The following is a 17,871-nucleotide window of genomic DNA, read 5'->3' as shown; positions in this document are numbered from 1 at the left end:
CGCGCCAGGGCGCCCGGTTCTACCGCGCCCGCTCCACGCGCCGCTCGTCCCACACCGGTTCCGGGGTCTCCCGGACCCGGCCGTCGCTGCCGAAGACCAGGAAGCGGTCGAAGGAGCGGGCGAACCAGCGGTCGTGGGTGACGGCGAGGACCGTGCCGTCGAAGGCCTCCAGGCCCTCCTGAAGGGCTTCCGCGGACTCCAGGTCGAGGTTGTCGGTGGGCTCGTCGAGCAGCAGGGCGGTGACGCCCTCCAGCTCCAGCAGCAGGATCTGGAAGCGGGCCTGCTGTCCGCCCGAGAGCCGGTCGAAGGTCTGCTCGGCCTGCTGGGTCAGCTCGTAGCGGCGCAGCCGGGACATGGCCGCGCCCCGGTCCTGGGAGTGTTCCTTCCACAGGATGTCGAGCAGGGTGCGCCCGTGCAGCTCGGGATGGGCGTGGGTCTGCGCGAAGTGGCCGGGCACGACGCGCGCGCCGAGCCTCCACTCCCCCGTGTGGGCCACGTCCTCGCCGGCGAGCAGCCGCAGGAAGTGCGACTTGCCCGAGCCGTTGGAGCCGAGGACGGCGACGCGTTCGCCGTAGAAGACCTCCAGGTCGAAGGGCTTCATCAGGCCGGTCAGCTCCAGTCGCTCGCAGGTGACGGCCCTTACGCCGGTACGGCCTCCCTTGAGGCGCATGGTGATGTCCTGCTCGCGCGGCGGCTCGGGCGGCGGGCCCGCCTCCTCGAACTTGCGCAACCGGGTCTGCGCGGCGTGGTACCGGGAGGCCATCTCATGGCTGATGGACGCGGCCTGACGGAGGTTCAGCACCAGCTTCTTCAGCTGCGCGTGCTTCTCGTCCCAGCGTCTGCGCAACTCCTCGAAGCGCGCGAAGCGTTCACGGCGGGCCTCGTGGTAGGTGGCGAAGCCGCCGCCGTGCACCCAGGCGTCGGCGCCGGCCGGGCCGGGCTCCACCGAGACGATCTTCTGGGCGGCGCGGGAGAGGAGTTCACGGTCGTGGGAGACGAACAGGACCGTCTTGCGGGTCTCCTCGAGCCGCTCCTCCAGCCACCGTTTGCCCGGGACGTCGAGGTAGTTGTCGGGCTCGTCGAGCAGCAGCACCTCGTCGGTGCCGCGCAGCAGGGCCTCCAGGACCAGCCGCTTCTGCTCGCCGCCGGAGAGGGTGCGCACCTGCCGCCACTGAGCCTTCTCGTACGGCACGCCGAGCGCGGCCGTGGTGCACATGTCCCACAGGGTCTCCGCCTCGTACCCGCGCGCCTCGGCCCAGTCGGCGAGGGCCTGCGCGTACCGCATCTGGGCGGCCTCGTCGTCGACGGTCATGATGGCGTGCTCGGCCCGGTCGACGGCCCGCGCGGCCTCGCGGACGCGGGGCGGTGCCACCGACACGAGCAGGTCGCGCACGGTCGTCTCGTCGCGCACGGAGCCCACGAACTGGCGCATCACGCCGAGGCCGCCGCTGACGGTGACGGTGCCGCCGTGCGGCTTCAGCTCGCCGGAGATCAGTCGCAGCAGCGTCGTCTTGCCGGCCCCGTTGGGTCCGACCAGAGCGACGACGGCGCCTTCCCCGACCCTGAAGGACACGTCGCCGAGCAACGCCCTCCCGTCGGGGAGGTAGTACTCGAGGTGCGCGGCTTCCAGATGTCCCATGGTCAGGCATTGTGCGGGCGGCCCGCGAGGCGCGGCAAACCGTTATCCGACCGGTTCCCCCGCCGGTCCGCCCTCGCCCGCGGGACTCACCGTCGCGCCCGCCCACGACAGGGCCTTCCAGCCGTCCGCCGGAGACCCCTCCAGGACCACCGTGCCGGTGTTGGCGAGGCGGTGGGCGGCGGCGAAGGACACGTCGACGTTGTGGGCACGGGCCGCCGACCAGACGCGGATCGCGGCACCGTGGCTGACCACGGCGACGCTCCCGGCGCCGCTCCCGGCGGCCTCGGCGACCACCGCGTCGTAGCGGGCGAGGAACTCGGTGCCGTTCTCGCCGCCGGGCATGCGCAGTTCCGTGTCCCCGGCCGCCCAGGCGAAGACGGTGCGCACATACAGCCTGCCGCGCTCGGACTCGCCGGGCAGCATCTCCAGGTCGCCGGCGGTGATCTCCCGGACGCCGTCGCGGACCCGCACCTCCAGACCGCGCGCGGCGGCCAGCGGGGCGGCCGTGAGCTGGGTGCGGACGAGGGTGGAGGCGTACAGGGCGTCGATGTCCTCGCCGGCGAGGGCGTCGGGCAGCGCGGCGGCCTGCCGCTCGCCGAGCGCGGTCAGCCCCGGCCCCGGGACGGCGGTGTCCAGCAGGTGTTCCACGTTGGTGGGGGTCTCACCGTGGCGGACGAGGATCAGACGCATACGGGCCTCCGGTGTCGTGAATCGTCCCGCGCGGGAAACGGCCACCGCAGGGTACCCGCAAGGCCATGAGTCCCGATGTCGATCTGACCGCCCCCCGGCCCGGCCGCCACCCCTTGCGCGACCGGCTGCTCGCCCTCGACTGCCGTCTGTTCGAGTTCGCCGCCGAACGTCGCTGGCCCGGTGCCGAGCGGGTCCTGCCACGCCTGAGCCGCAGCGCCGACCACGGCGTGCTGTGGTTCGCGACGGCCGCCGCGATCGCGGCGAGCCGCACCCCCAGGGCCCGCCGGGCCGCCGCCCGCGGCATCGCCTCGCTGAGCCTGGCCTCGCTGACGATCAACACCCTCGGCAAGCGCTCGGTGCGCCGCCCCCGGCCCGTGCTGGATCCGGTGCCGCTGGTGCGGCAGCTCAGGCGGCAGCCGATCACCACGTCCTTCCCGTCCGGCCACTCCGCGTCGGCGGCGGCCTTCGCGGCCGGGGTCGCCCTGGAGTCGCCGGCGTGGGGCGCGGCGGTGGCACCGGTCGCGTTCTCGGTGGCCATGTCCCGCGTCTACACGGGCGTCCACTTCCCGAGCGACGTCCTCGCGGGCGCCGCCCTGGGCGCGGGCGCCGCGTTCGCCGTACGGGCCCTGGTGCCGACGCGCGCGGGGGCCGTACCGCCCGCGCGGCCGCGCACCGAGGCGCCGGCGCTGCCCGACGGGGAGGGCCTGGTCGTGGTGGCCAACTCCGCGGCCGGCACCGCCGACCGGATCCGGGCCCTGCACGACGAACTGCCCCGCGCGCGGATCGTGGAGTGCGGGCCGGGCGAGGTGCGGGCCATGGCGGAGCAGGCGGCGGCCGGCGCCCGGGCCCTCGCGGTGTGCGGCGGCGACGGCACGGTGAACACGGCCGCCGAGGTCGCCCTGCGCCACGGGCTGCCGCTCGCCGTCGTGCCCGGCGGCACGCTCAACCACTTCGCCCACGACCTGGGCGTGGAGGACGTCCGCGCGTCGGCCCGGGCGGTGCGCGAGGGCGCGGCGGTGCGCGTCGACGTCGGACGGTTCGTCTGCGGGTCACGGCAGGGCGTGTTCCTCAACACGTGCAGCCTGGGCGTCTACCCGGAGCTGGTGCGCACCCGGGACCAGTGGTCGCCCCGGATCGGCGGCTGGCCGGCCGGCATGCTCGCGGCCCTGCGGGTGCTGCGCGCGGACCGGCATCCGCTGGAGGTCGAGATGAGCGGCCGGCCCCACCCCTTGTGGCTGCTGTTCGCCGGGAACGGCACCTACCACCGGATGGGCCTCGCCCCGGGCCGCCGGGTCGACCTGGCCGACGGCCGGCTCGACGTACGGGTGGTACATGGCGGCCGCAGGCCCGCCCTGCGTCTGCTCGCCGCGGCCCTCGCGGGCCCGCTCACCCGCTCCCCCGCCCACGCGGCCGTGCAGGTGAACCGTCTGCACCTGTCGGGCGTCGCCCCCGGCACGCTTCTCGCGCACGACGGCGAGGTCACCGACGTCGAAGGGGACGTGACGCTGGAGAAGCTGCCGCAGGCGCTGACGGTCTACCGTCCCAGCATGTGACGGCCCGACACTCCGGGAACCATTGGCTGACACACCGTCAGTCCATATGCCAGGACGAACTGTCTCAACATACGGCTGCCCGCGTACGGTGACGCGTATCGCCCCGGGTACGCCTGCGCACGCCCGGGGGCCGGTCCGTCGGGAAGGGGCACAGCCATGCCGGAAGCGCGGGAGACCGCCGTCTACACGCACGGGCACCACGAGTCGGTGCTGCGGTCGCACACCTGGCGGACCGCCGCCAACTCCGCGGCCTACCTGCTCGGTTCGCTGAAACCCCAGATGCGGATCCTGGACATCGGCTGCGGGCCGGGCACCATCACCGCCGACCTCGCCGCCCTGGTCCCCGAGGGGCACGTCACCGGCGTCGACCGCGCGCCGGGCATCCTGGAGCGGGCGCGGGCCACCGCCGGCCAACGAGGCCTGACCAACACCGACTTCGCGGTCGGCGACGTACACGCCCTGGACTTCCCCGACGACACCTTCTGCGTGGTCCACGCCCACCAGGTGCTCCAGCACGTCGGCGACCCGGTGCGGGCACTGCGCGAGATGCGGCGGGTCACCCGGCCCGGCGGACTCGTCGCCGTCCGCGACGCCGACTACGCCGCCATGACCTGGTATCCGGCGTCACCCGGCCTGGACGACTGGCTGGACCTCTACCACCGGGTGGCCCGCGCCAACGGCGGCGAGCCGGACGCGGGACGCCGGTTGAAATCCTGGGCGCTGGCCGCCGGTTTCACGGACATCACCGCGACCTCTGCCACCTGGACCTTCAGCACTCCCGAGGAACGGCAGTGGTGGAGCGCCCTGTGGGCCGACCGCACCCTGGCCTCGGCGTACGCCGACCGCGCCACGCGGGGCGGGCACGCCACCGAGGAACGGCTGCGGGCCGTGTCGGAGGCCTGGCGGGAATGGGGGCGGCGGGAGGACGGCTGGTTCGCTGTTCTGCACGGAGAGATTCTGTGCCGAAAGGATGTCTGAAGCACGTCTGATTCGCGTATTCCGGGAAACCCTAAAAGCAGGAGGTTCACACTATGGTTCCCATCCTGCTCGTTCTGTTGTTGGCGCTGCTTCTTTTCGGTGCCGGATTCGCCGTCAAACTGCTGTGGTGGATCGCGCTGGCCGTTCTCGTCGTATGGCTGCTGGGATTCCTGATGCGCGGCACCACCGCGGCGGGAGGCAGGGGCCGCTGGTACAGGTGGTGAGATCACTCACGGGGTAGCAACGGTCCCAGCGGCCCGAGGTCCAGATTGAGGTCCTCGGGCCGCAGTCCGTAGCGCTCCCGCAGCTCGGTCATGCGGTCGTCGAGCAGCATCAGGGTCAGCCCGATCCGCTCCTCCTGCTCCTCGCTGAGATCCCCCTGGTCGAAGCGGCGCAGCGCCTGCCGTTCCATCAGCTGGCGCAGGAGTTCCACCACCGTGAGGACGAGCTTCACCAGATCGCGCTCGACGGTGTCGGGCTCCAGGTCGAGCCGGCCCCGCGGGGTCGGACGGTTGGGCGGGGTCGTCACACCAGCTCCCCCCAGGGCGACGGGACATTCTTGTTGACGGAACTGATCAGGGCGTTCAGGTCGATGCGGACCAGGTCGACGTCCGCGATCCGCAGCGTGATGTCCCCCGTGATGACGACCCCGCCGGCCAGCAGCCGGTCGAGGAGGTCCACGAGGGCGACCTCACGGCGCTCGACGACGGTCATACGCCCTCCTCGGATTCCACGGAAGTCCCGGAATCCTTTGTTTCATCGGTTTCCGCGAACGTTTCATCGGATTCCACGAACGAATAGGCGGCCCACGGGCCGGTGAGTTCTACGCGTATCCCGGGTTCTTCACCCTTCGTACGGTCCACGATTTCCACGAATTCCTCGGACTCCCCGCGGGGCACCAGATAGGCGGCGTTCAGCACGTTCTGTCCGGCGGCCCGGGACAGCGCGGAATTCTGCGGCGCGTGCAGCCGGGAGGCGTCCGCGTGCGCGGACAGCAGCGAGTGCAGCCGCCCGGCGAACCGCTCCGCCCGCTGCCAGCTGTCCTCCTGCGCCTTTGCCTTCATGCTCCGCTGCCGCAGGTAGTCCCGGCCCGAGCCGGCCGCCGGGGACGTGGCCGGTACGGCGGTCTCCCGTGCCCCGGCCGTCTCCGCCTCGGGCTCGATGTAGACCTTCACGCCCCATTCGACGCGCCCCTGCAACCGCTCCAGGGTGCGCCGGAAGTCCTCCTCGCGTTCCTCCATCATCACGCGCACCCCGCTGTCGTCCCGGAAGACGGTGCCGAGCCGCAGCGGCAGCGGAGTGGTGACCGCCGTGAGCGCGTCGACGACCTGCTGGTGGGCCCGGGCGGTCTCGGTGAGCCAGTCCAGGTCCTCCAGGTGGGCGCGCAGCGGCGCCTCGTCGAAGTCCTTCGCGGGCACATGGCTGAGGACGGCCACGAGGCCGTGGTGGTGCAGCATCCTCGGCGGATCGCCCGCGACGCCCGTGAGTTGGGACTGAAGCGGCGTGCCGAAGGGCCGGCACACGGCGTAGACGTACCGCAGTCCGGTCATGGGGACTCCTCCCTGGCGGGGCGCGGTTCCAGTTCCTCCAGCCTCGCCAGCCGCTCACGCAACTCGGCGTTCTCACGGGCGAGTTGGTTGCGGCGGGCCCGGGAGGACAACTCGGGGTCGTCCTCCCACCAGTCGATGCCCATCTCCTTGGCCTTGTCGACGGAGGCGACGATGAGGCGGAGCTTGACGGTGAGCAGTTCGATGTCGAGCAGATTGATCCGGATGTCGCCGGCGATGACGATGCCCTTGTCGAGGACGCGTTCCAGGATGTCCGCGAGATTGGCGCCGCTACTCTGGCCGTACGGCTCCGGCATCCGGCTCGGCATGGTCATCGCCGGCTCCCGTCGCCCTTGTCGGTCTCGTCGCCCTCGTCGGCCTCGTCGTACTGGCCGCCCTCCTCGTACTCGGCCTCAGGGGCCTCGTCCTCTTCCTCGTCCTCCTCGTCGTACTCGCCTTCGGCCTCCTCGTCCTCCTCCGGCTCGGCCTCGTCCTCCTCGTCGTACTCGTCTTCGGCCTCCTCGTACTCGGCCTCGGGCTCCTCGTCCTCCCCCGGCTCGCCCTCGTCCTCGTACTCTTCCCGGCCCTCCTGCGCTTCCTGGTCTTCGTCTTCCTGATCCTCACGGCCCTCGGGGGCCTCGTCCTCGTCGCTCTCCTCGGCCAGCGCGTCCTCGTGGGAGCGGACGACCTCGCCGTCTTGGATCTCGCCGCGCCAGCCGTCCTCGGCCTCTCCCTTGAGGGTGATGAAGCGGACGTAGTTCTTCAGGTCGAGGCGGGCGCGGCGGCCCTGGGCGCGCCACAGGTTGCCGGTCTTCTCGAACAGCCCCTGGGGGTAGTACTCGATGACCAGCAGGACGCGGGTGAGGTTGTCGGCGAGGCGGTGGAAGGAGACGACGCCCTTCGTCGTGCCCTTGGCGCCCTCCGACGTCCAGGAGATGCGATCGTCCGGTATCTGCTCGGTGGTGTGCGCCTTCCAGCTGCGGTTGGACCAGAAGACCTTCAGCTGCCAGTCGGTGTGGGTGTCGTCGTCGCGGCTCGCGCTCTTGACGCCCTTGGCGAAGGTGCTGAAGTCCTGGTACTGGGTCCACTGGTCGTAGGCCGTGCGCAGCGGCACGCCGACGTCGACGTGCTCCATGATGACCGTGGGCTTGGCGCCCGCGCGTCCCTTGCGCTTGCCCTTGTCCTTGCCGCCGGTGAGGTTGTGCAGGGCGCCGGTCACGCTGTCCTTGGCGCGTGAGGCGCCCAGCTCCAGCGCGGTGCGCAGCGGGCTCTTGCCGTCGGCCAGCTTGCGGCCGCCGTCCAGGGCCAGCTTGGCGAAACCGGGGCTCTTGCCCTCGGCGATGTCGTTCAGTCTCGCGGTGGTCTCGCCGAGCTTGCGGCCGACGCCGACCAGCACGCGCTGGGCCTGGGCGCCGAGGTACTCCTGCACCTCCGCCTTCAGCCGGTCGGCGGCCTCGCTCTGCGCCACACCGGCGAGCGGGTTGCCCCCGGCCGCCTTGCCCGCCGTCCCGCCGGCCGCCTTGCCCGCCGAAGACACCGCCGATGTCGCCGTTCCGAGTGCCTCGGTCATCGCTCACCGCCTCCCTTCGTTCCTCCGGCGCGGGCCGTCGTGCGACGCGCCGCCGCGGCCGCCGACCGGCCGGAGGCCGCGGCCTTCTTCGCGGCCGCCGCACGGCCCGAGGCCGCCTTCCTCGCGGGCGCCTTCCCGGCGGGGGCCTTCTTCCCGGGGGCCTTCTTGGCGGCCTGCTTCCCCGGCGCCTTGCCTGCCGCGGTCTTCTGTCCCTGCGGCGATTCCTCGTCGCGGTCCTCGCCGCGGTCCTCGCCGCGAGCCTCCTCACGGGCCTCGTCCTGGCTTTCCTCCCGGCCCTCCCCCTGGCCCTCCTCCCGGCTCTCCCGGCCTTCGCGACGGTCCTCGTCGCCGGCCTCGTCCGCCTGATCGGCGGTGCCCTCGAGCCGGTCGCGGACCTGCGCCGTACGGCCGTGCAGCCGGTCGGCGAGCGCGTCGAGCTGTCGCTCCACCATGGCTCCCGAGGCCGCCTTGCCGACCCCGCGCAGATCCTCCCGGAGCTGGCCCCCGACCTCCTTGAGCTGCGGGTTCTCCTTCAGCTGCCGGGACACCAGGTCCGTCAGCGCCCGCGGGCTCACACCCGCGCGCTTGCCCGCCGCCAGCGAGCCGAGCGCGAAGGCCAGCTTCATCTTCTTGGTACGTCCGAGGACGTACCCGGCCCCTACCGCGAGGCCCAGTCCCATCCGGTTCATCGTGCTGTCCCGTCGTCCGTTCCCGCGCCGCGGCGCAGGGCGATCTCCAGCCGGTCGAGAAGTTCGTCCTCCGCCTGGTCGAATTCCTCCTCGGTGATCTCTCCGGCCTCCAGCCGCTCCTCGAGCCGGGAGAGTTCGGCCCGGACCGCTGAGGGGTCGTAGTAGATCCGTTCGGCCTCGTGGAGGACCTGTTCGATCACCCACGCGCTGCCGCGCACCGGTGCGAACGGCAGCAGCAGTACTTCCGTGATCAGGCCCATCTCCCTGCTCCTCCGCTCAGTGGTCCGCTACTCGCCCGCGCCGGCCGCCTCACCGACCGTGCCCGCGGGCTGGGCCGGGCCGGGCTCGACGAAGCTGTACGGCGGCAGCGGCCCGTTGACCCGCACATCGAGGTACGGGCGGTTCTCGCGCAGTCCCTCCGCCGCGGCGATGAAGTCCCCGGCCGTGTCCCGGGCTACCAGGAACGACACATTGGCCAGCCAGCCCGTGGACTCGGGGCCCACGCTGACGGCGGCGGCCAGCGGCTCCAGGGCCTGCTGGATCTCCGTCGCGTCCTGCGCCTCGCGGGCCTTGACCGTCGCCGCCACCATCTCGCCGAGTTGCAACCGCTGCTCGTAGGTGCCGCCGCCGGCCTGCCGGTTGGCCTCGGCGAGCGCTCGCAGTTCGGGGCTCTCGGCCATGACCTGGTGCAGCACGGCCTCCTCGACGTGGGTGGCCTTGACGTTGTACTCGACCTTGCCGTCCAGGGCTCGCAGCCGCTCGGCGTAGTGCTCGGCGCGCTCGGCGAGCACACCGGTGACGGACTTGTCGTCGGGGGCGACGCTGCCGAACCGCATGGGCAGCACACAGCCCGCCGCGCCCGCCTCGGCGAGGACGTTCTGGTGCGCCAGCAGGTCCTTGCGCTTGGGGCGCAGGTTCTCCGGTGCGTCGCTGACGATCGCCGCCAGGTCGCCCTCCTTCAGCACCCGCACCGGCATGGGCGGCTCGCCCACACCGCCCATGTCTTCGGGGAGGGCCGGATGCGAGCTCGCGGTGATGCCGTAGACGTACGTGCTCACTCCTGCTCCTCCTTCCGGCGCGAGGCCGTGGACTTGCGGGGCCGCGGCCGGGACTCCGTCTCGCCGGAGGCCTCGTCACGGGCCTGCTTGAAGGCGTCGGAGACGGTCTCGGCGGCGCCGGACAGCGCCCCCTTGGACTTGCCGCGCGCGCCGGACTCGGTGATCTCGCCCACGACGTCGGGCAGCCCCGGGCTCTTGCGCGGGCCGGCCTCCAGGTCGAGTCGGTTGCACGCCTCGGCGAAGCGCAGATACGTGTCGACGCTGGCCACGACGACACGCACGTCGATCTTCAGGATCTCTATACCGACCAGGGAGACCCGCACGAACGCGTCGATGACGAGCCCCCTGTCGAGTACGAGCTCCAGGACGTCGTAGAGGCCGCTGGAGCCGCCTCCGCCACCGGACTGCTGTGCCGGGACTACGGTCATGCCGACCGCACCTCCTTGTCTGACGGGTGATGTCTGCCGGGTGATCTGGCGAATGATGTGGACGGTGCCCTTTTGGAGTGTGGCCCTGAGCCGGCTAGCGCCCGCCGGGCCGGTGGGCGTCGGCCCGCCCGCGTTCGTAGCGGCGGACGCGGCGGTAGCCGGTGAGCTGCCCCTCGGGGTCGAGTTCGACCTGGTAGCTCGCCATCAGGCTCATGGTGTCGGGCACCCGCTCCAGTTCGAGGACCTCCACCTCCAGGGACCAGCCGTCCTCCGTCTGCTCGAAGGACGAGACGCTCTCGGCGGTCATGCCGGTCAGCTCGGACAACTGGGCGCGCGCCTGACGCAGCACCTCCATAGGGCTCGGCATGTCGCCCTCGCCTTTCCGGCCGTCGTGTGAAGTCTGGGGATCAGATGTGCTTTTTGTGTTCGACATGGCCACCTCTCCTTCCGGGTGGCCGGAAGGTCCTTGGCCAAACCTTCACGAGGGCATGCGGCACCGTCACAGGTCCCCAGAGCCTGCACACCGGCGGTATGTGTATCAGCCACGCAGTGCGTCGAGGCGGCGCCGGGCGGGCCCGAGCGCGCGGCCCCGGCGCGGCAGGTCCGACCACGGCCCGGTACGGGCCTGCTCGACGGCGTCGGCGATGGTCCAGCGACGCGGCCCGAGCTCGGGATCGTCGAGCTGTGCCCAGCTGACGGGCACGGCGACGGGCGCGCCGGGCCGGGCTCGGACGGTGTAGGGGGCGACCGCGGTCTGCGCGTAGCCGTTGCGCTGCACGTCCAGGTAGAGCCGCTCGCCGCGGTCCTTCTTGCGGGCGGCGGTGGTGAGCCGGTCGGGATGTTCGGCGGCGAGCAGGTCGGCGGCGTCCCGGGCGAAGGCGCGCACCTCGTCGACGTGGTGGCGCCCGTCGAGAGGGACGACGACGTGCAGTCCGCGCGAGCCGGTCGTCATCAGGGCCGACGGCAGCCGCAGCTCGTCCAGCAGCTCGCCCAGCCACCGGGCCGCGTCACGGACGGGCGTGAAATCGTCACCGCCCGGGTCGAGGTCGAAGACCATCAGGTCCGGGTGGTCGATCCGGTCGGCCCGCGACAGCCAGCGGTGCAGGGTGAGGCAGGCCTGGTCGGCGAGGAAGGCGAGGGTGGCGGAGTCGTCGCACACGGTGTGGCGGACGGTGCCGTCCTCCTTGGGCACCTCCACCCGCCTGATCCACTCCGGGTAGTGCTCGGGGGTGTTCTTCTGCATGAACCGGGGCCCGTCCGGGCCGTCGGGGTGGCGCTCCAGCATCAGCGGACGTCCGCGCAGGTGCGGCAGCATGAACGCGGCGACCGACCGGTAGTACGCGACGAGGTCGGCCTTGGTGCGGTCCTTGCCGGTGCCGTCGCCGGGGAGGAGCACCTTGTCCGGCCGGTGCACCTCGACGGTCCGGCGGCCGGCCCGCACCCGGCGGACGTCCGCACCGCTCACGGTACGACCGCCGTCTCCACCAGCAGCCGGGCGGAGACCGCGATCGACTCGGCGTCGATGCCGGCCGCGTGCAGCTGCTCCTCGGGGCTCGCCGAGCCCGGCATGGTCCGCACGGCCAGCCGCACCAGGCGGGGCACGGGCCGGCCGTCGACGAAGGCGTCCAGGACGGCGTCCCCGAGACCGCCCTCCTCGTGGTGGTCCTCCACGGTCACCAGACAGCCGGTCTCCTCGGCGGCCCGCCGCAGACACTCCTTGTCGACGGGCTTGACCGAGTACAGGTCGACGACCCGTACGGAGATGCCCTCGCCGGCCAGTGCGTCGGCGGCCTTCAGTGCCTCGTGGACGGTGACGCCGGCCGCGACGAGGGTGAGCCGGTCCCCGTCGGACGAGCGCAGCACCTTGCTGCCGCCCACCGGGAAGTCCTCGTCGGGGCCGTAGATCACCGGCGAGGCGCCGCGCGAGGTGCGCAGGTAGCGGATGCCGTCGAGATCGGCCATGGCGGCCGTCAGCCGTGCCGTCTGGTTCGCGTCGCACGGGTACAGCACGGTCGAACCGTGCACGGCCCGCATCATCGCCAGGTCCTCCAGGCCCATCTGCGAGGGCCCGTCCTGTCCGATGGCGACCCCGGCGTGCGAGCCGACCAGGTTGATCGCGGCCCCGCTGATGGAGGCCATGCGCACGAAGTCGTAGGCGCGGGTCAGGAAGGCCGCGAAGGTGGAGGCGTACGGCACCCGGCCGCGCGCCGCCATCCCCACCGAGGCGGCGACCAGCTGCTGCTCGGCGATGTAGCACTCGAAGAAGCGGTCGGGGTGTTCCTTGGCGAAGAACTCGGTGCGGGTGGAGTCGCCGACCTCCCCGTCGAGGGCGACGACGTCGGCGCGGGCGCCGCCGAGCGCGGCCAGCGCCCGGCCGAACGCGTCACGGGTGGCGACCTCCTCGCCGCTCTCCCAGCGGGGCAGGTCGAGACGGCCGGCCGGCACGGAGTGCAGCACGCGGGCCGGGGCCGGCTCGTGCACCTCGACGCTCAGGTCACGGATCCCGCCGAGTTCCTGGATCGCCTCGTCGGCCTCCGGCAGCGGCTTGCCGTGCAGGCCCTCGCGGTCCTGGACGGACTCGACGCCCTTGCCCTTCAGGGTGCGGGCGAGGATCGCGGTGGGCTGGCCCTTGGTCGACTCGGCCTCGCCGTACGCCCGGTCGATCGCGTCGACGTCGTGGCCGTCCACCTCGACGGTGTGCCAGCCGAAGGCCTGGAAGCGGCGGGCGTAGGCGTCGAGGTCGTGGCCGTGCCGGGTCGGACCGCGCTGGCCGAGCCGGTTGACGTCGACGATCGCGACGAGGTTGTCGAGGTGCTCGTGGCCGGCGTGCTCGGCGGCCTCCCACACCGAGCCCTCGGCGAGCTCGCTGTCCCCGCACAGCACCCACACCCGGGCCTCGGAGCGGTCCAGCCGGTCGGCGGCCAGCGCGATGCCGACGCCCACCGGGAGCCCCTGCCCGAGCGAGCCGGTGGCGGTCTCCACCCACGGCAGCCGCTGCGGGGTCGGGTGCCCCTCCAGTCGGCTGCCGAGCTTGCGGAAGGTGAGCAGTTCCTCGTCGTCGACGGCGCCGGCCGCCTTGTAGGCCGCGTACAGCAGCGGGGAGGCGTGGCCCTTGGAGAGGACGAAACGGTCGTTGCCCGGGTGGGCGGGGCGGTCGAAGTCGTAGCGGAGGTGGTTCGCCAGCAGCACGGCCATCAGGTCCGCGGCGGACATCGACGAGGTCGGGTGCCCGGATCCCGCGGCGGCGGAGGCACGGACGCTGTCCACGCGCAACTGCTGTCCGAGGTCAGTGAGTTCGGCGGTGTCCATCGGGTTACTGCTCTCCTTCCGCAGGTTCTTCGGACCGCTTGACCGGACCGGGGGCGGGCCGCTCCTCGGCACGCCCGGGGCCCGGCTGATTCTTCGCCGGCTCGGAGCCGGGCTGGTTCTTCGCGGCCTCCGGCCCCGGCTGATTCTTCGCGGCCTCCGGGCCGGGCTGGTTCTTCGCCGGCTCGGGGCCGGGTTGGTTCTTCGCGATGTCCGGCGTCGGAGCGGTGATCGTCTGGGTGTCGTCGCCCTCACGGGCCCCGCCGTGCACCTGGGCACCGGACGGCCCGTGCGTCTGCGCACGGCCCCCGCCGGGCACCTCCGGCAAGACACCCGCTCCGGCAGCCGCCCCGGATCCGGAGGCCGCCGCGGCGGGCTCGCGGCCGCCCGGCACCCGGGCCAGCTCCGGGGAAGCCGTGTCCAACGGCACCGACCAGGACCGCACGAGCCCCAACTGCACGGCCTGGCGCGGCAGTACGGCGTCCAGCAGCCAGTCGGCGGCGACCCGCACCCGGTTGCCGGGCATGGCGGCGAGGTGGTAGCCGCGGGTGACCGCGCCGGCCGCCGCACCGGAGAGGTGCACGCCGAGCGGGTTGGCGGCGGCCTTGACGCCGCCGAGGTCCACGACGAACCCCATGTCCTTGTGCCGGTAGGGCCGCAGCTCCCGCCCGGTCAGGGAGGCGGCGATGTTGTGCCCGGCGACCTTGCCCTGCCGCCAGGCGTGCTGCGCCGTCATCGGCGTGTACGCGCCGGGCTTCTCCAGGTCGGGCACGGCCGCGGCGTCCCCGCACGCGAACACCTCGGGCCTGCCCGGCACCTGGAGCGTGGGCTCGACGAGCAGCCGGCCGCGTTCCAGGGGCAGTCCGAGGGACTCGGCGAGCGGATCGGGCCGTACGCCCACGCACCACACCAGGGTGCGGGTGTCGACGAACTCGCCGTCGGTGAGCAGGACTCCGTCGCGGGTGGCCTCCTTCACCGAGGTCCCCATGCGCACCTCGACACCCCGCCCGCGCAGCGCTTCGTCGGCGGTGCGCGAGAGCCGTTCGTCCAGTTCGGGCAGGACGCGCTCGGCGACGTCGAGGAGCAGCCAGCGCGGCCGCATGCCCTTGCGCAGGGGGTGGGAGCGCACCAGCGCGTCGGTGAACAACTGCCCGTGCGCGGCGACTTCGGTGCCGGTGTAACCGGCGCCGACCACCACGAACGTACAGCGCGCGGCGCATTCCTCGGCGTTGTCGGCGGTGGCCGCCAGCTCCATCTGGCGGGTGACGTGGTCGCGCAGGTAGAGCGCCTCGGACAGGCCGCGGAAGCCGTGCGCGTGCTCGGCGACCCCGGGGATCGGCAGCAGCTTGTTGACGCTGCCGGCGGCGAGCACCAGCCGGTCGTAGGCCAGGGTGCCCGGTTCGCCCTCGGGGCCGGTGTAGTGCACGGTGCGGGCGTCGAGGTCCACCTGGCCGGCCTCGCCGAGCACCAGCCGTACGTCCGGCAGGGTGCCGGTCAGGGAGACGGTCACCCGGCGCGGTTCGAGGATGCCGGCGGCCACCTGGGGCAGCAGCGGCAGGTACAGGAAGTAGTCGGTGGGGTTGAGCAGGGTGATGTCGGCCCGGCCCCGGGCCGCCCGCGCCAGGGTGCGGGCCGTCCGGTACCCGGCGAAACCGGCTCCGACGATCACGATGCGGGGTCGACTCACGGTGCGCGCCTCCGAATGGGGGTCCCCGCGCCCTCGGGGCCGCGGGGAGTCGTACGAGGCTTTCCGCGTCCCCCTGGCCAGGGCCGTCAAACGTCCGGCGGGCCGGGCGGTGCCGGTTTCCCACCCGGCCGCCGGGTACCCGGACGGCGACCGACCCACCCGCCGCACACCCAGCGGAGGTACCCCATGCCCGAGTACGGCTACTTCCTGTCCTGCGAGGAGTTCGGCCCCGCGGATCTCGTCGAGCAGGCCAGGATGGCCGAGCAGGCCGGATTCACGGCGCTGTGGATCTCCGACCACTTCCACCCGTGGAACGACGCGCAGGGCCAGAGCCCGTTCGTGTGGTCGGTGATCGGCGCGCTGTCGGAGGCGGTGTCGCTGCCCATCGAGACGGCGGTGACCTGCCCGACGGTGCGGACGCACCCCGCGGTCGTGGCACAGGCCGCCGCGACGAGCGCGGTGATGACCAACGGCCGTTTCCGGCTCGGCGTCGGCTCGGGCGAGGCGCTCAACGAGCACATCCTCGGCGGCCCCTGGCCGCCCGCGCACGTGCGGCTGGAGATGCTGGAGGAGGCGATCCAGGTGATGCGCCGTCTGTTCACGGGCGAGGAGGTCAGCCACTACGGCACCCACTACACGGTGGAGAACGCCCGCCTCTACACCGTCCCCGACGAGCCCGTGCCGATCGACATCTCCGGCTTCGGCCCCAAGGCGACGGCGCTGGCCTCCCGGGTCGGCGACGGCTACATCACGATGATGCCCGAGGAGCCGATGGTGGAGCAGTTCCGCAAGGGCGGCGGTGGCTCCAAGCCGGTCAGCGGCGGCACCAAGGTCTGTTACGGCGCGGACCGGGAGGAGGCGGTGCGCACGGTCCGTCGGCTGTGGCCGAACCAGCTGCTGCCCGGCGAGATGGGCCAGATCCTGCCCACGCCGAGCCACTTCGAGCAGCTCGCGCCGCTGGTCACCGAGGAGATGGTGCGGGAGAACACGGTGTGCGGCGACGACGTGGACGAGCACGTCGCCGCCCTGAAGGCGTTCGCCGACGCGGGCTTCGACCGGATCTACGTCAACCAGATCGGCCCCGACCAGCGCGGCTTCTTCGACTTCTACCGCACGAAGGTGCTGCCCCAACTCCCTTGAGAGCGCCGTGTGCCGCGGGTCCGCCGGCGCAGTCCGGCGGTCACCGCGGCGCCGAGCCCGGCGGCCAGCAGCCCCGTACCCATCCGGCTCCGGTTGCGTGAGGCCCACTCCTGGGGGCTGTGTGCCACGGCCTCGTCGTCGAAGCGGCCGTGCGCCCCGTGGTCGTGTCCGTGGGGGCCGTCCGCGGGACTCCACAGATTGCCCGGGCCTCCCCGGTGCTCGTCCCTCGTCGGCTGCTCCTGCTGGGAGTCGAAGCCGGTCCGGGCCAGATACCGGTCGAGGAAGCCGGGGGCCACCGCGTTGGCGATCAGCGCGGCCGCCGTCGAACCCCCCACCCAGTACTCGCGCCGCCGCGCGTGCCCGGCGGCGTGCACGATCGCCCGGGCCGCCACCTCGGGCTGGTACACGGGCGCCACCGGCCGTGCCTGCCCCGGCATCCGGCTCAGCACCCAGTCGAACTGGGGCGTGTTGACGGCGGGCAGCTGCACCATCGTGGTCCGCACCCGGCTGCGGGAGTGCAGCAGCTCGCAGCGCAGCGACTCGTTGAACCCCTGGATCGCGTGCTTGGCCCCGCAGTACGCCGACTGGAGCGGCACCCCGCGATAGGCGAGCGCGGAGCCTACCTGCACGATCGTGCCGCGGTTCCTCGGCAGCATGTGCCGCAGCGCGGCGCGGGTGCCGAACACATACCCCAGGTACGTCACTTCGGTCACCCGCCGGAACTCGTCGGGGGTGATCTCCGTGAAGGGGGCGAAGACGCCCGCGAAGGCGTTGTTGACCCATACGTCGATGCGGCCGAAGGCGTCGGCGACCTGCTGTGCCGCGTCCTCGACCGCCTTGGCGTCGGACATGTCGACGCTCACCACGAGCGCCTCACCGCCGGCGCGCTGCACCTCGTCCGCCGCCGCGGCGAGGCCCTCGCGGCCCCGCGCCAGCAGCGCGACCCGGTCGCCGCGGGCGGCGAAGGCCCGGGCCGCGGCCCGCCCCACGCCCCCGCTGGCCCCGGTCACCACGACGGCCCTGCGTCCTTCGGCCATCGGCCGCCAAGGCGTCCGCACCGCGCATCACGCCCGGTGGTGCGGCGACTCGGGGTCGATGTCGTCGGGACGCGGCGCCGCCTGGGCCTCCGGCACGCCCGCGCCGGGCGCGGTCGGCGGCATCGGCGGGTACGGCAGTCCGAGGCCGCCGGGCGGACCGGCGGGCGGGGTCCCGCCGACGACCCGGCCGGGCGGTGCGGGCACGTCGTGGTGGGCGGGGTGCCGGTGCGGCCGGGCGGCGCCGCGCAGCAGGTACGCCAGCACGCCGAGGATCGCGGCGGTGATCAGTGCGGCGACCCAGTCCGGCAGTCCGTTGCCGAGTGCCAGGCCCACGGCGAGCGCGACGGCGCCGCCCGCGTACAGGGCGAGCGCGCCGGACGCGGCGTACAGCATGGCCGTCCGGCGCTGCTTGCGGGTCTGCTCGCGCAGTTCCTCGCGGATGGTCTCGCGTGCCACCTGCGCCAGCTCGTCGACCAGGTGCTTGTCCAGATGCTCCAGGTGATCCATGCGCTCCATGGGCGTCGGGTACCCGGCGTGACGGCGGCGTAA

21 protein-coding genes are annotated in these 17,871 nt (G+C 72.9%); 4 read left to right on the top strand and 17 right to left on the bottom strand.

The features are described from left to right. Positions 1-19: 19 nt before the first annotated feature. Together ALMP_RS30565 and ALMP_RS30560 are read right to left on the bottom strand one after the other, a co-directional pair. Positions 20-1,639, bottom strand: a complete 1,620-nt coding sequence (locus tag ALMP_RS30565) for an ABC-F family ATP-binding cassette domain-containing protein (RefSeq protein WP_264934107.1) — start codon at positions 1,637-1,639, stop codon at positions 20-22. A 42-nt stretch (positions 1,640-1,681) separates the two neighbouring features. Then, positions 1,682-2,329 (bottom strand): histidine phosphatase family protein, encoded by a 648-nt coding sequence (locus ALMP_RS30560; RefSeq protein WP_264934105.1) that lies wholly within the window; start codon positions 2,327-2,329, stop codon positions 1,682-1,684. A gap of 65 nt (positions 2,330-2,394) precedes the next feature. Here ALMP_RS30560 and ALMP_RS30555 point away from each other — a divergent pair, with 65 nt between their 5' ends. From ALMP_RS30555 to ALMP_RS30545, 3 genes are all read left to right on the top strand, one after another. Continuing rightward, positions 2,395-3,882: a bifunctional phosphatase PAP2/diacylglycerol kinase family protein gene (locus ALMP_RS30555; RefSeq protein WP_264934103.1), complete on the top strand. Its 1,488-nt coding sequence runs from the start codon at positions 2,395-2,397 to the stop codon at positions 3,880-3,882. A 156-nt stretch (positions 3,883-4,038) separates the two neighbouring features. Then, positions 4,039-4,860 carry a class I SAM-dependent methyltransferase gene (locus ALMP_RS30550; protein ID WP_264934102.1) on the top strand — a complete coding sequence of 274 codons (822 nt, stop codon included), beginning with the start codon at positions 4,039-4,041 and terminating at the stop codon, positions 4,858-4,860. Positions 4,861-4,913: 53 nt separating this feature from the next. Beyond that, complete coding sequence (locus ALMP_RS30545; RefSeq protein ID WP_264934101.1) at positions 4,914-5,084, top strand: hydrophobic protein; 171 nt, start codon at positions 4,914-4,916, stop codon at positions 5,082-5,084. Between the two features lie 2 nt (positions 5,085-5,086). Here the strand turns inward: ALMP_RS30545 and ALMP_RS30540 are convergent, their stop codons facing one another. The 13 genes from ALMP_RS30540 to ALMP_RS30480 form a co-directional block, all read right to left on the bottom strand. Then, complete coding sequence (locus ALMP_RS30540) at positions 5,087-5,389, bottom strand: gas vesicle protein K (RefSeq protein WP_264934100.1); 303 nt, start codon at positions 5,387-5,389, stop codon at positions 5,087-5,089. After that, on the bottom strand, positions 5,386-5,574 hold the full coding sequence (locus ALMP_RS30535; RefSeq protein ID WP_264934099.1) for a gas vesicle protein: 189 nt from the start codon (positions 5,572-5,574) through the stop codon (positions 5,386-5,388). The genes ALMP_RS30540 and ALMP_RS30535 overlap by 4 nt, the downstream gene beginning before the upstream one ends. After that, the gene (locus tag ALMP_RS30530) at positions 5,571-6,410 is read right to left on the bottom strand and encodes a GvpL/GvpF family gas vesicle protein (RefSeq protein WP_264934097.1); all 840 of its coding nucleotides are present in this window, start codon (positions 6,408-6,410) and stop codon (positions 5,571-5,573) included. Before ALMP_RS30530 ends, ALMP_RS30535 begins: the two co-directional genes overlap by 4 nt. Further along, a complete protein-coding gene (locus ALMP_RS30525) occupies positions 6,407-6,742 on the bottom strand; it encodes a gas vesicle protein (RefSeq protein ID WP_264934095.1) in 336 nt (111 codons plus the stop codon). The genes ALMP_RS30530 and ALMP_RS30525 overlap by 4 nt, the downstream gene beginning before the upstream one ends. Next, on the bottom strand, positions 6,739-7,977 hold the full coding sequence (locus tag ALMP_RS30520; protein ID WP_264934094.1) for an SRPBCC family protein: 1,239 nt from the start codon (positions 7,975-7,977) through the stop codon (positions 6,739-6,741). The genes ALMP_RS30525 and ALMP_RS30520 overlap by 4 nt, the downstream gene beginning before the upstream one ends. Beyond that, positions 7,974-8,657: a DNA primase gene (locus ALMP_RS30515; protein ID WP_375803551.1), complete on the bottom strand. Its 684-nt coding sequence runs from the start codon at positions 8,655-8,657 to the stop codon at positions 7,974-7,976. The genes ALMP_RS30520 and ALMP_RS30515 overlap by 4 nt, the downstream gene beginning before the upstream one ends. 5 nt (positions 8,658-8,662) lie before the next feature. After that, positions 8,663-8,926, bottom strand: coding sequence for a gas vesicle protein GvpG (locus ALMP_RS30510; protein ID WP_264934091.1), 264 nt, complete (start codon positions 8,924-8,926; stop codon positions 8,663-8,665). Between the two features lie 27 nt (positions 8,927-8,953). Then, positions 8,954-9,724: a GvpL/GvpF family gas vesicle protein gene (locus ALMP_RS30505; RefSeq protein ID WP_264934089.1), complete on the bottom strand. Its 771-nt coding sequence runs from the start codon at positions 9,722-9,724 to the stop codon at positions 8,954-8,956. After that, entirely contained in the window at positions 9,721-10,152 is a 432-nt protein-coding gene (locus tag ALMP_RS30500) for a gas vesicle structural protein GvpA (protein WP_264934087.1), read from the bottom strand. The genes ALMP_RS30505 and ALMP_RS30500 overlap by 4 nt, the downstream gene beginning before the upstream one ends. A gap of 94 nt (positions 10,153-10,246) precedes the next feature. Then, complete coding sequence (locus tag ALMP_RS30495; RefSeq protein ID WP_264934086.1) at positions 10,247-10,585, bottom strand: gas vesicle protein; 339 nt, start codon at positions 10,583-10,585, stop codon at positions 10,247-10,249. Between the two features lie 105 nt (positions 10,586-10,690). Next, complete coding sequence (ligD, locus tag ALMP_RS30490) at positions 10,691-11,617, bottom strand: non-homologous end-joining DNA ligase (RefSeq protein ID WP_264934085.1); 927 nt, start codon at positions 11,615-11,617, stop codon at positions 10,691-10,693. After that, the gene (locus ALMP_RS30485) at positions 11,614-13,461 is read right to left on the bottom strand and encodes a transketolase (protein ID WP_264934084.1); all 1,848 of its coding nucleotides are present in this window, start codon (positions 13,459-13,461) and stop codon (positions 11,614-11,616) included. Before ALMP_RS30485 ends, ligD begins: the two co-directional genes overlap by 4 nt. Positions 13,462-13,465: 4 nt before the next feature. Continuing rightward, positions 13,466-15,145, bottom strand: a complete 1,680-nt coding sequence (locus ALMP_RS30480; protein WP_264934083.1) for an NAD(P)/FAD-dependent oxidoreductase — start codon at positions 15,143-15,145, stop codon at positions 13,466-13,468. A gap of 186 nt (positions 15,146-15,331) precedes the next feature. Between ALMP_RS30480 and ALMP_RS30475 the strand changes: the two genes are divergently transcribed. Continuing rightward, positions 15,332-16,285, top strand: coding sequence for an LLM class F420-dependent oxidoreductase (locus tag ALMP_RS30475; RefSeq protein WP_264934082.1), 954 nt, complete (start codon positions 15,332-15,334; stop codon positions 16,283-16,285). Here the strand turns inward: ALMP_RS30475 and ALMP_RS30470 are convergent. Together ALMP_RS30470 and ALMP_RS30465 are read right to left on the bottom strand one after the other, a co-directional pair. Then, positions 16,252-17,322: an SDR family oxidoreductase gene (locus ALMP_RS30470; protein WP_264934081.1), complete on the bottom strand. Its 1,071-nt coding sequence runs from the start codon at positions 17,320-17,322 to the stop codon at positions 16,252-16,254. The genes ALMP_RS30475 and ALMP_RS30470 overlap by 34 nt on opposite strands. A 27-nt stretch (positions 17,323-17,349) precedes the next feature. Next, complete coding sequence (locus ALMP_RS30465; protein ID WP_264934080.1) at positions 17,350-17,838, bottom strand: phage holin family protein; 489 nt, start codon at positions 17,836-17,838, stop codon at positions 17,350-17,352. Positions 17,839-17,871 lie beyond the last annotated feature (33 nt).

It is taken from the genome of Streptomyces sp. A012304 (assembly GCF_026008495.1).
Taxonomy (GTDB): Bacteria; Actinomycetota; Actinomycetes; order Streptomycetales; family Streptomycetaceae; genus Streptomyces.
Note: the sequence above shows the minus strand (reverse complement) of the source record. Positions and strands in the feature narration are given on the sequence as shown.

What these genes read in the sequence shown, in the direction of transcription:
- ALMP_RS30565 (WP_264934107.1), bottom strand. Translation starts at nt 1,639, where the DNA reads ATGGGACATCTGGAAGCCGCGCACCTCGAGTACTACCTCCCCGACGGG.
- ALMP_RS30560 (WP_264934105.1), bottom strand. Translation starts at nt 2,329, where the DNA reads ATGCGTCTGATCCTCGTCCGCCACGGTGAGACCCCCACCAACGTGGAA.
- ALMP_RS30555 (WP_264934103.1), top strand. Translation starts at nt 2,395, where the DNA reads ATGAGTCCCGATGTCGATCTGACCGCCCCCCGGCCCGGCCGCCACCCC.
- ALMP_RS30550 (WP_264934102.1), top strand. Translation starts at nt 4,039, where the DNA reads ATGCCGGAAGCGCGGGAGACCGCCGTCTACACGCACGGGCACCACGAG.
- ALMP_RS30545 (WP_264934101.1), top strand. Translation starts at nt 4,914, where the DNA reads ATGGTTCCCATCCTGCTCGTTCTGTTGTTGGCGCTGCTTCTTTTCGGT.
- ALMP_RS30535 (WP_264934099.1), bottom strand. Translation starts at nt 5,574, where the DNA reads ATGACCGTCGTCGAGCGCCGTGAGGTCGCCCTCGTGGACCTCCTCGAC.
- ALMP_RS30530 (WP_264934097.1), bottom strand. Translation starts at nt 6,410, where the DNA reads ATGACCGGACTGCGGTACGTCTACGCCGTGTGCCGGCCCTTCGGCACG.
- ALMP_RS30525 (WP_264934095.1), bottom strand. Translation starts at nt 6,742, where the DNA reads ATGACCATGCCGAGCCGGATGCCGGAGCCGTACGGCCAGAGTAGCGGC.
- ALMP_RS30520 (WP_264934094.1), bottom strand. Translation starts at nt 7,977, where the DNA reads ATGACCGAGGCACTCGGAACGGCGACATCGGCGGTGTCTTCGGCGGGC.
- ALMP_RS30515 (WP_375803551.1), bottom strand. Translation starts at nt 8,657, where the DNA reads ATGGGACTGGGCCTCGCGGTAGGGGCCGGGTACGTCCTCGGACGTACC.
- ALMP_RS30510 (WP_264934091.1), bottom strand. Translation starts at nt 8,926, where the DNA reads ATGGGCCTGATCACGGAAGTACTGCTGCTGCCGTTCGCACCGGTGCGC.
- ALMP_RS30500 (WP_264934087.1), bottom strand. Translation starts at nt 10,152, where the DNA reads ATGACCGTAGTCCCGGCACAGCAGTCCGGTGGCGGAGGCGGCTCCAGC.
- ALMP_RS30495 (WP_264934086.1), bottom strand. Translation starts at nt 10,585, where the DNA reads ATGTCGAACACAAAAAGCACATCTGATCCCCAGACTTCACACGACGGC.
- ALMP_RS30485 (WP_264934084.1), bottom strand. Translation starts at nt 13,461, where the DNA reads ATGGACACCGCCGAACTCACTGACCTCGGACAGCAGTTGCGCGTGGAC.
- ALMP_RS30475 (WP_264934082.1), top strand. Translation starts at nt 15,332, where the DNA reads ATGCCCGAGTACGGCTACTTCCTGTCCTGCGAGGAGTTCGGCCCCGCG.
- ALMP_RS30470 (WP_264934081.1), bottom strand. Translation starts at nt 17,322, where the DNA reads ATGGCCGAAGGACGCAGGGCCGTCGTGGTGACCGGGGCCAGCGGGGGC.
- ALMP_RS30465 (WP_264934080.1), bottom strand. Translation starts at nt 17,838, where the DNA reads ATGGAGCGCATGGATCACCTGGAGCATCTGGACAAGCACCTGGTCGAC.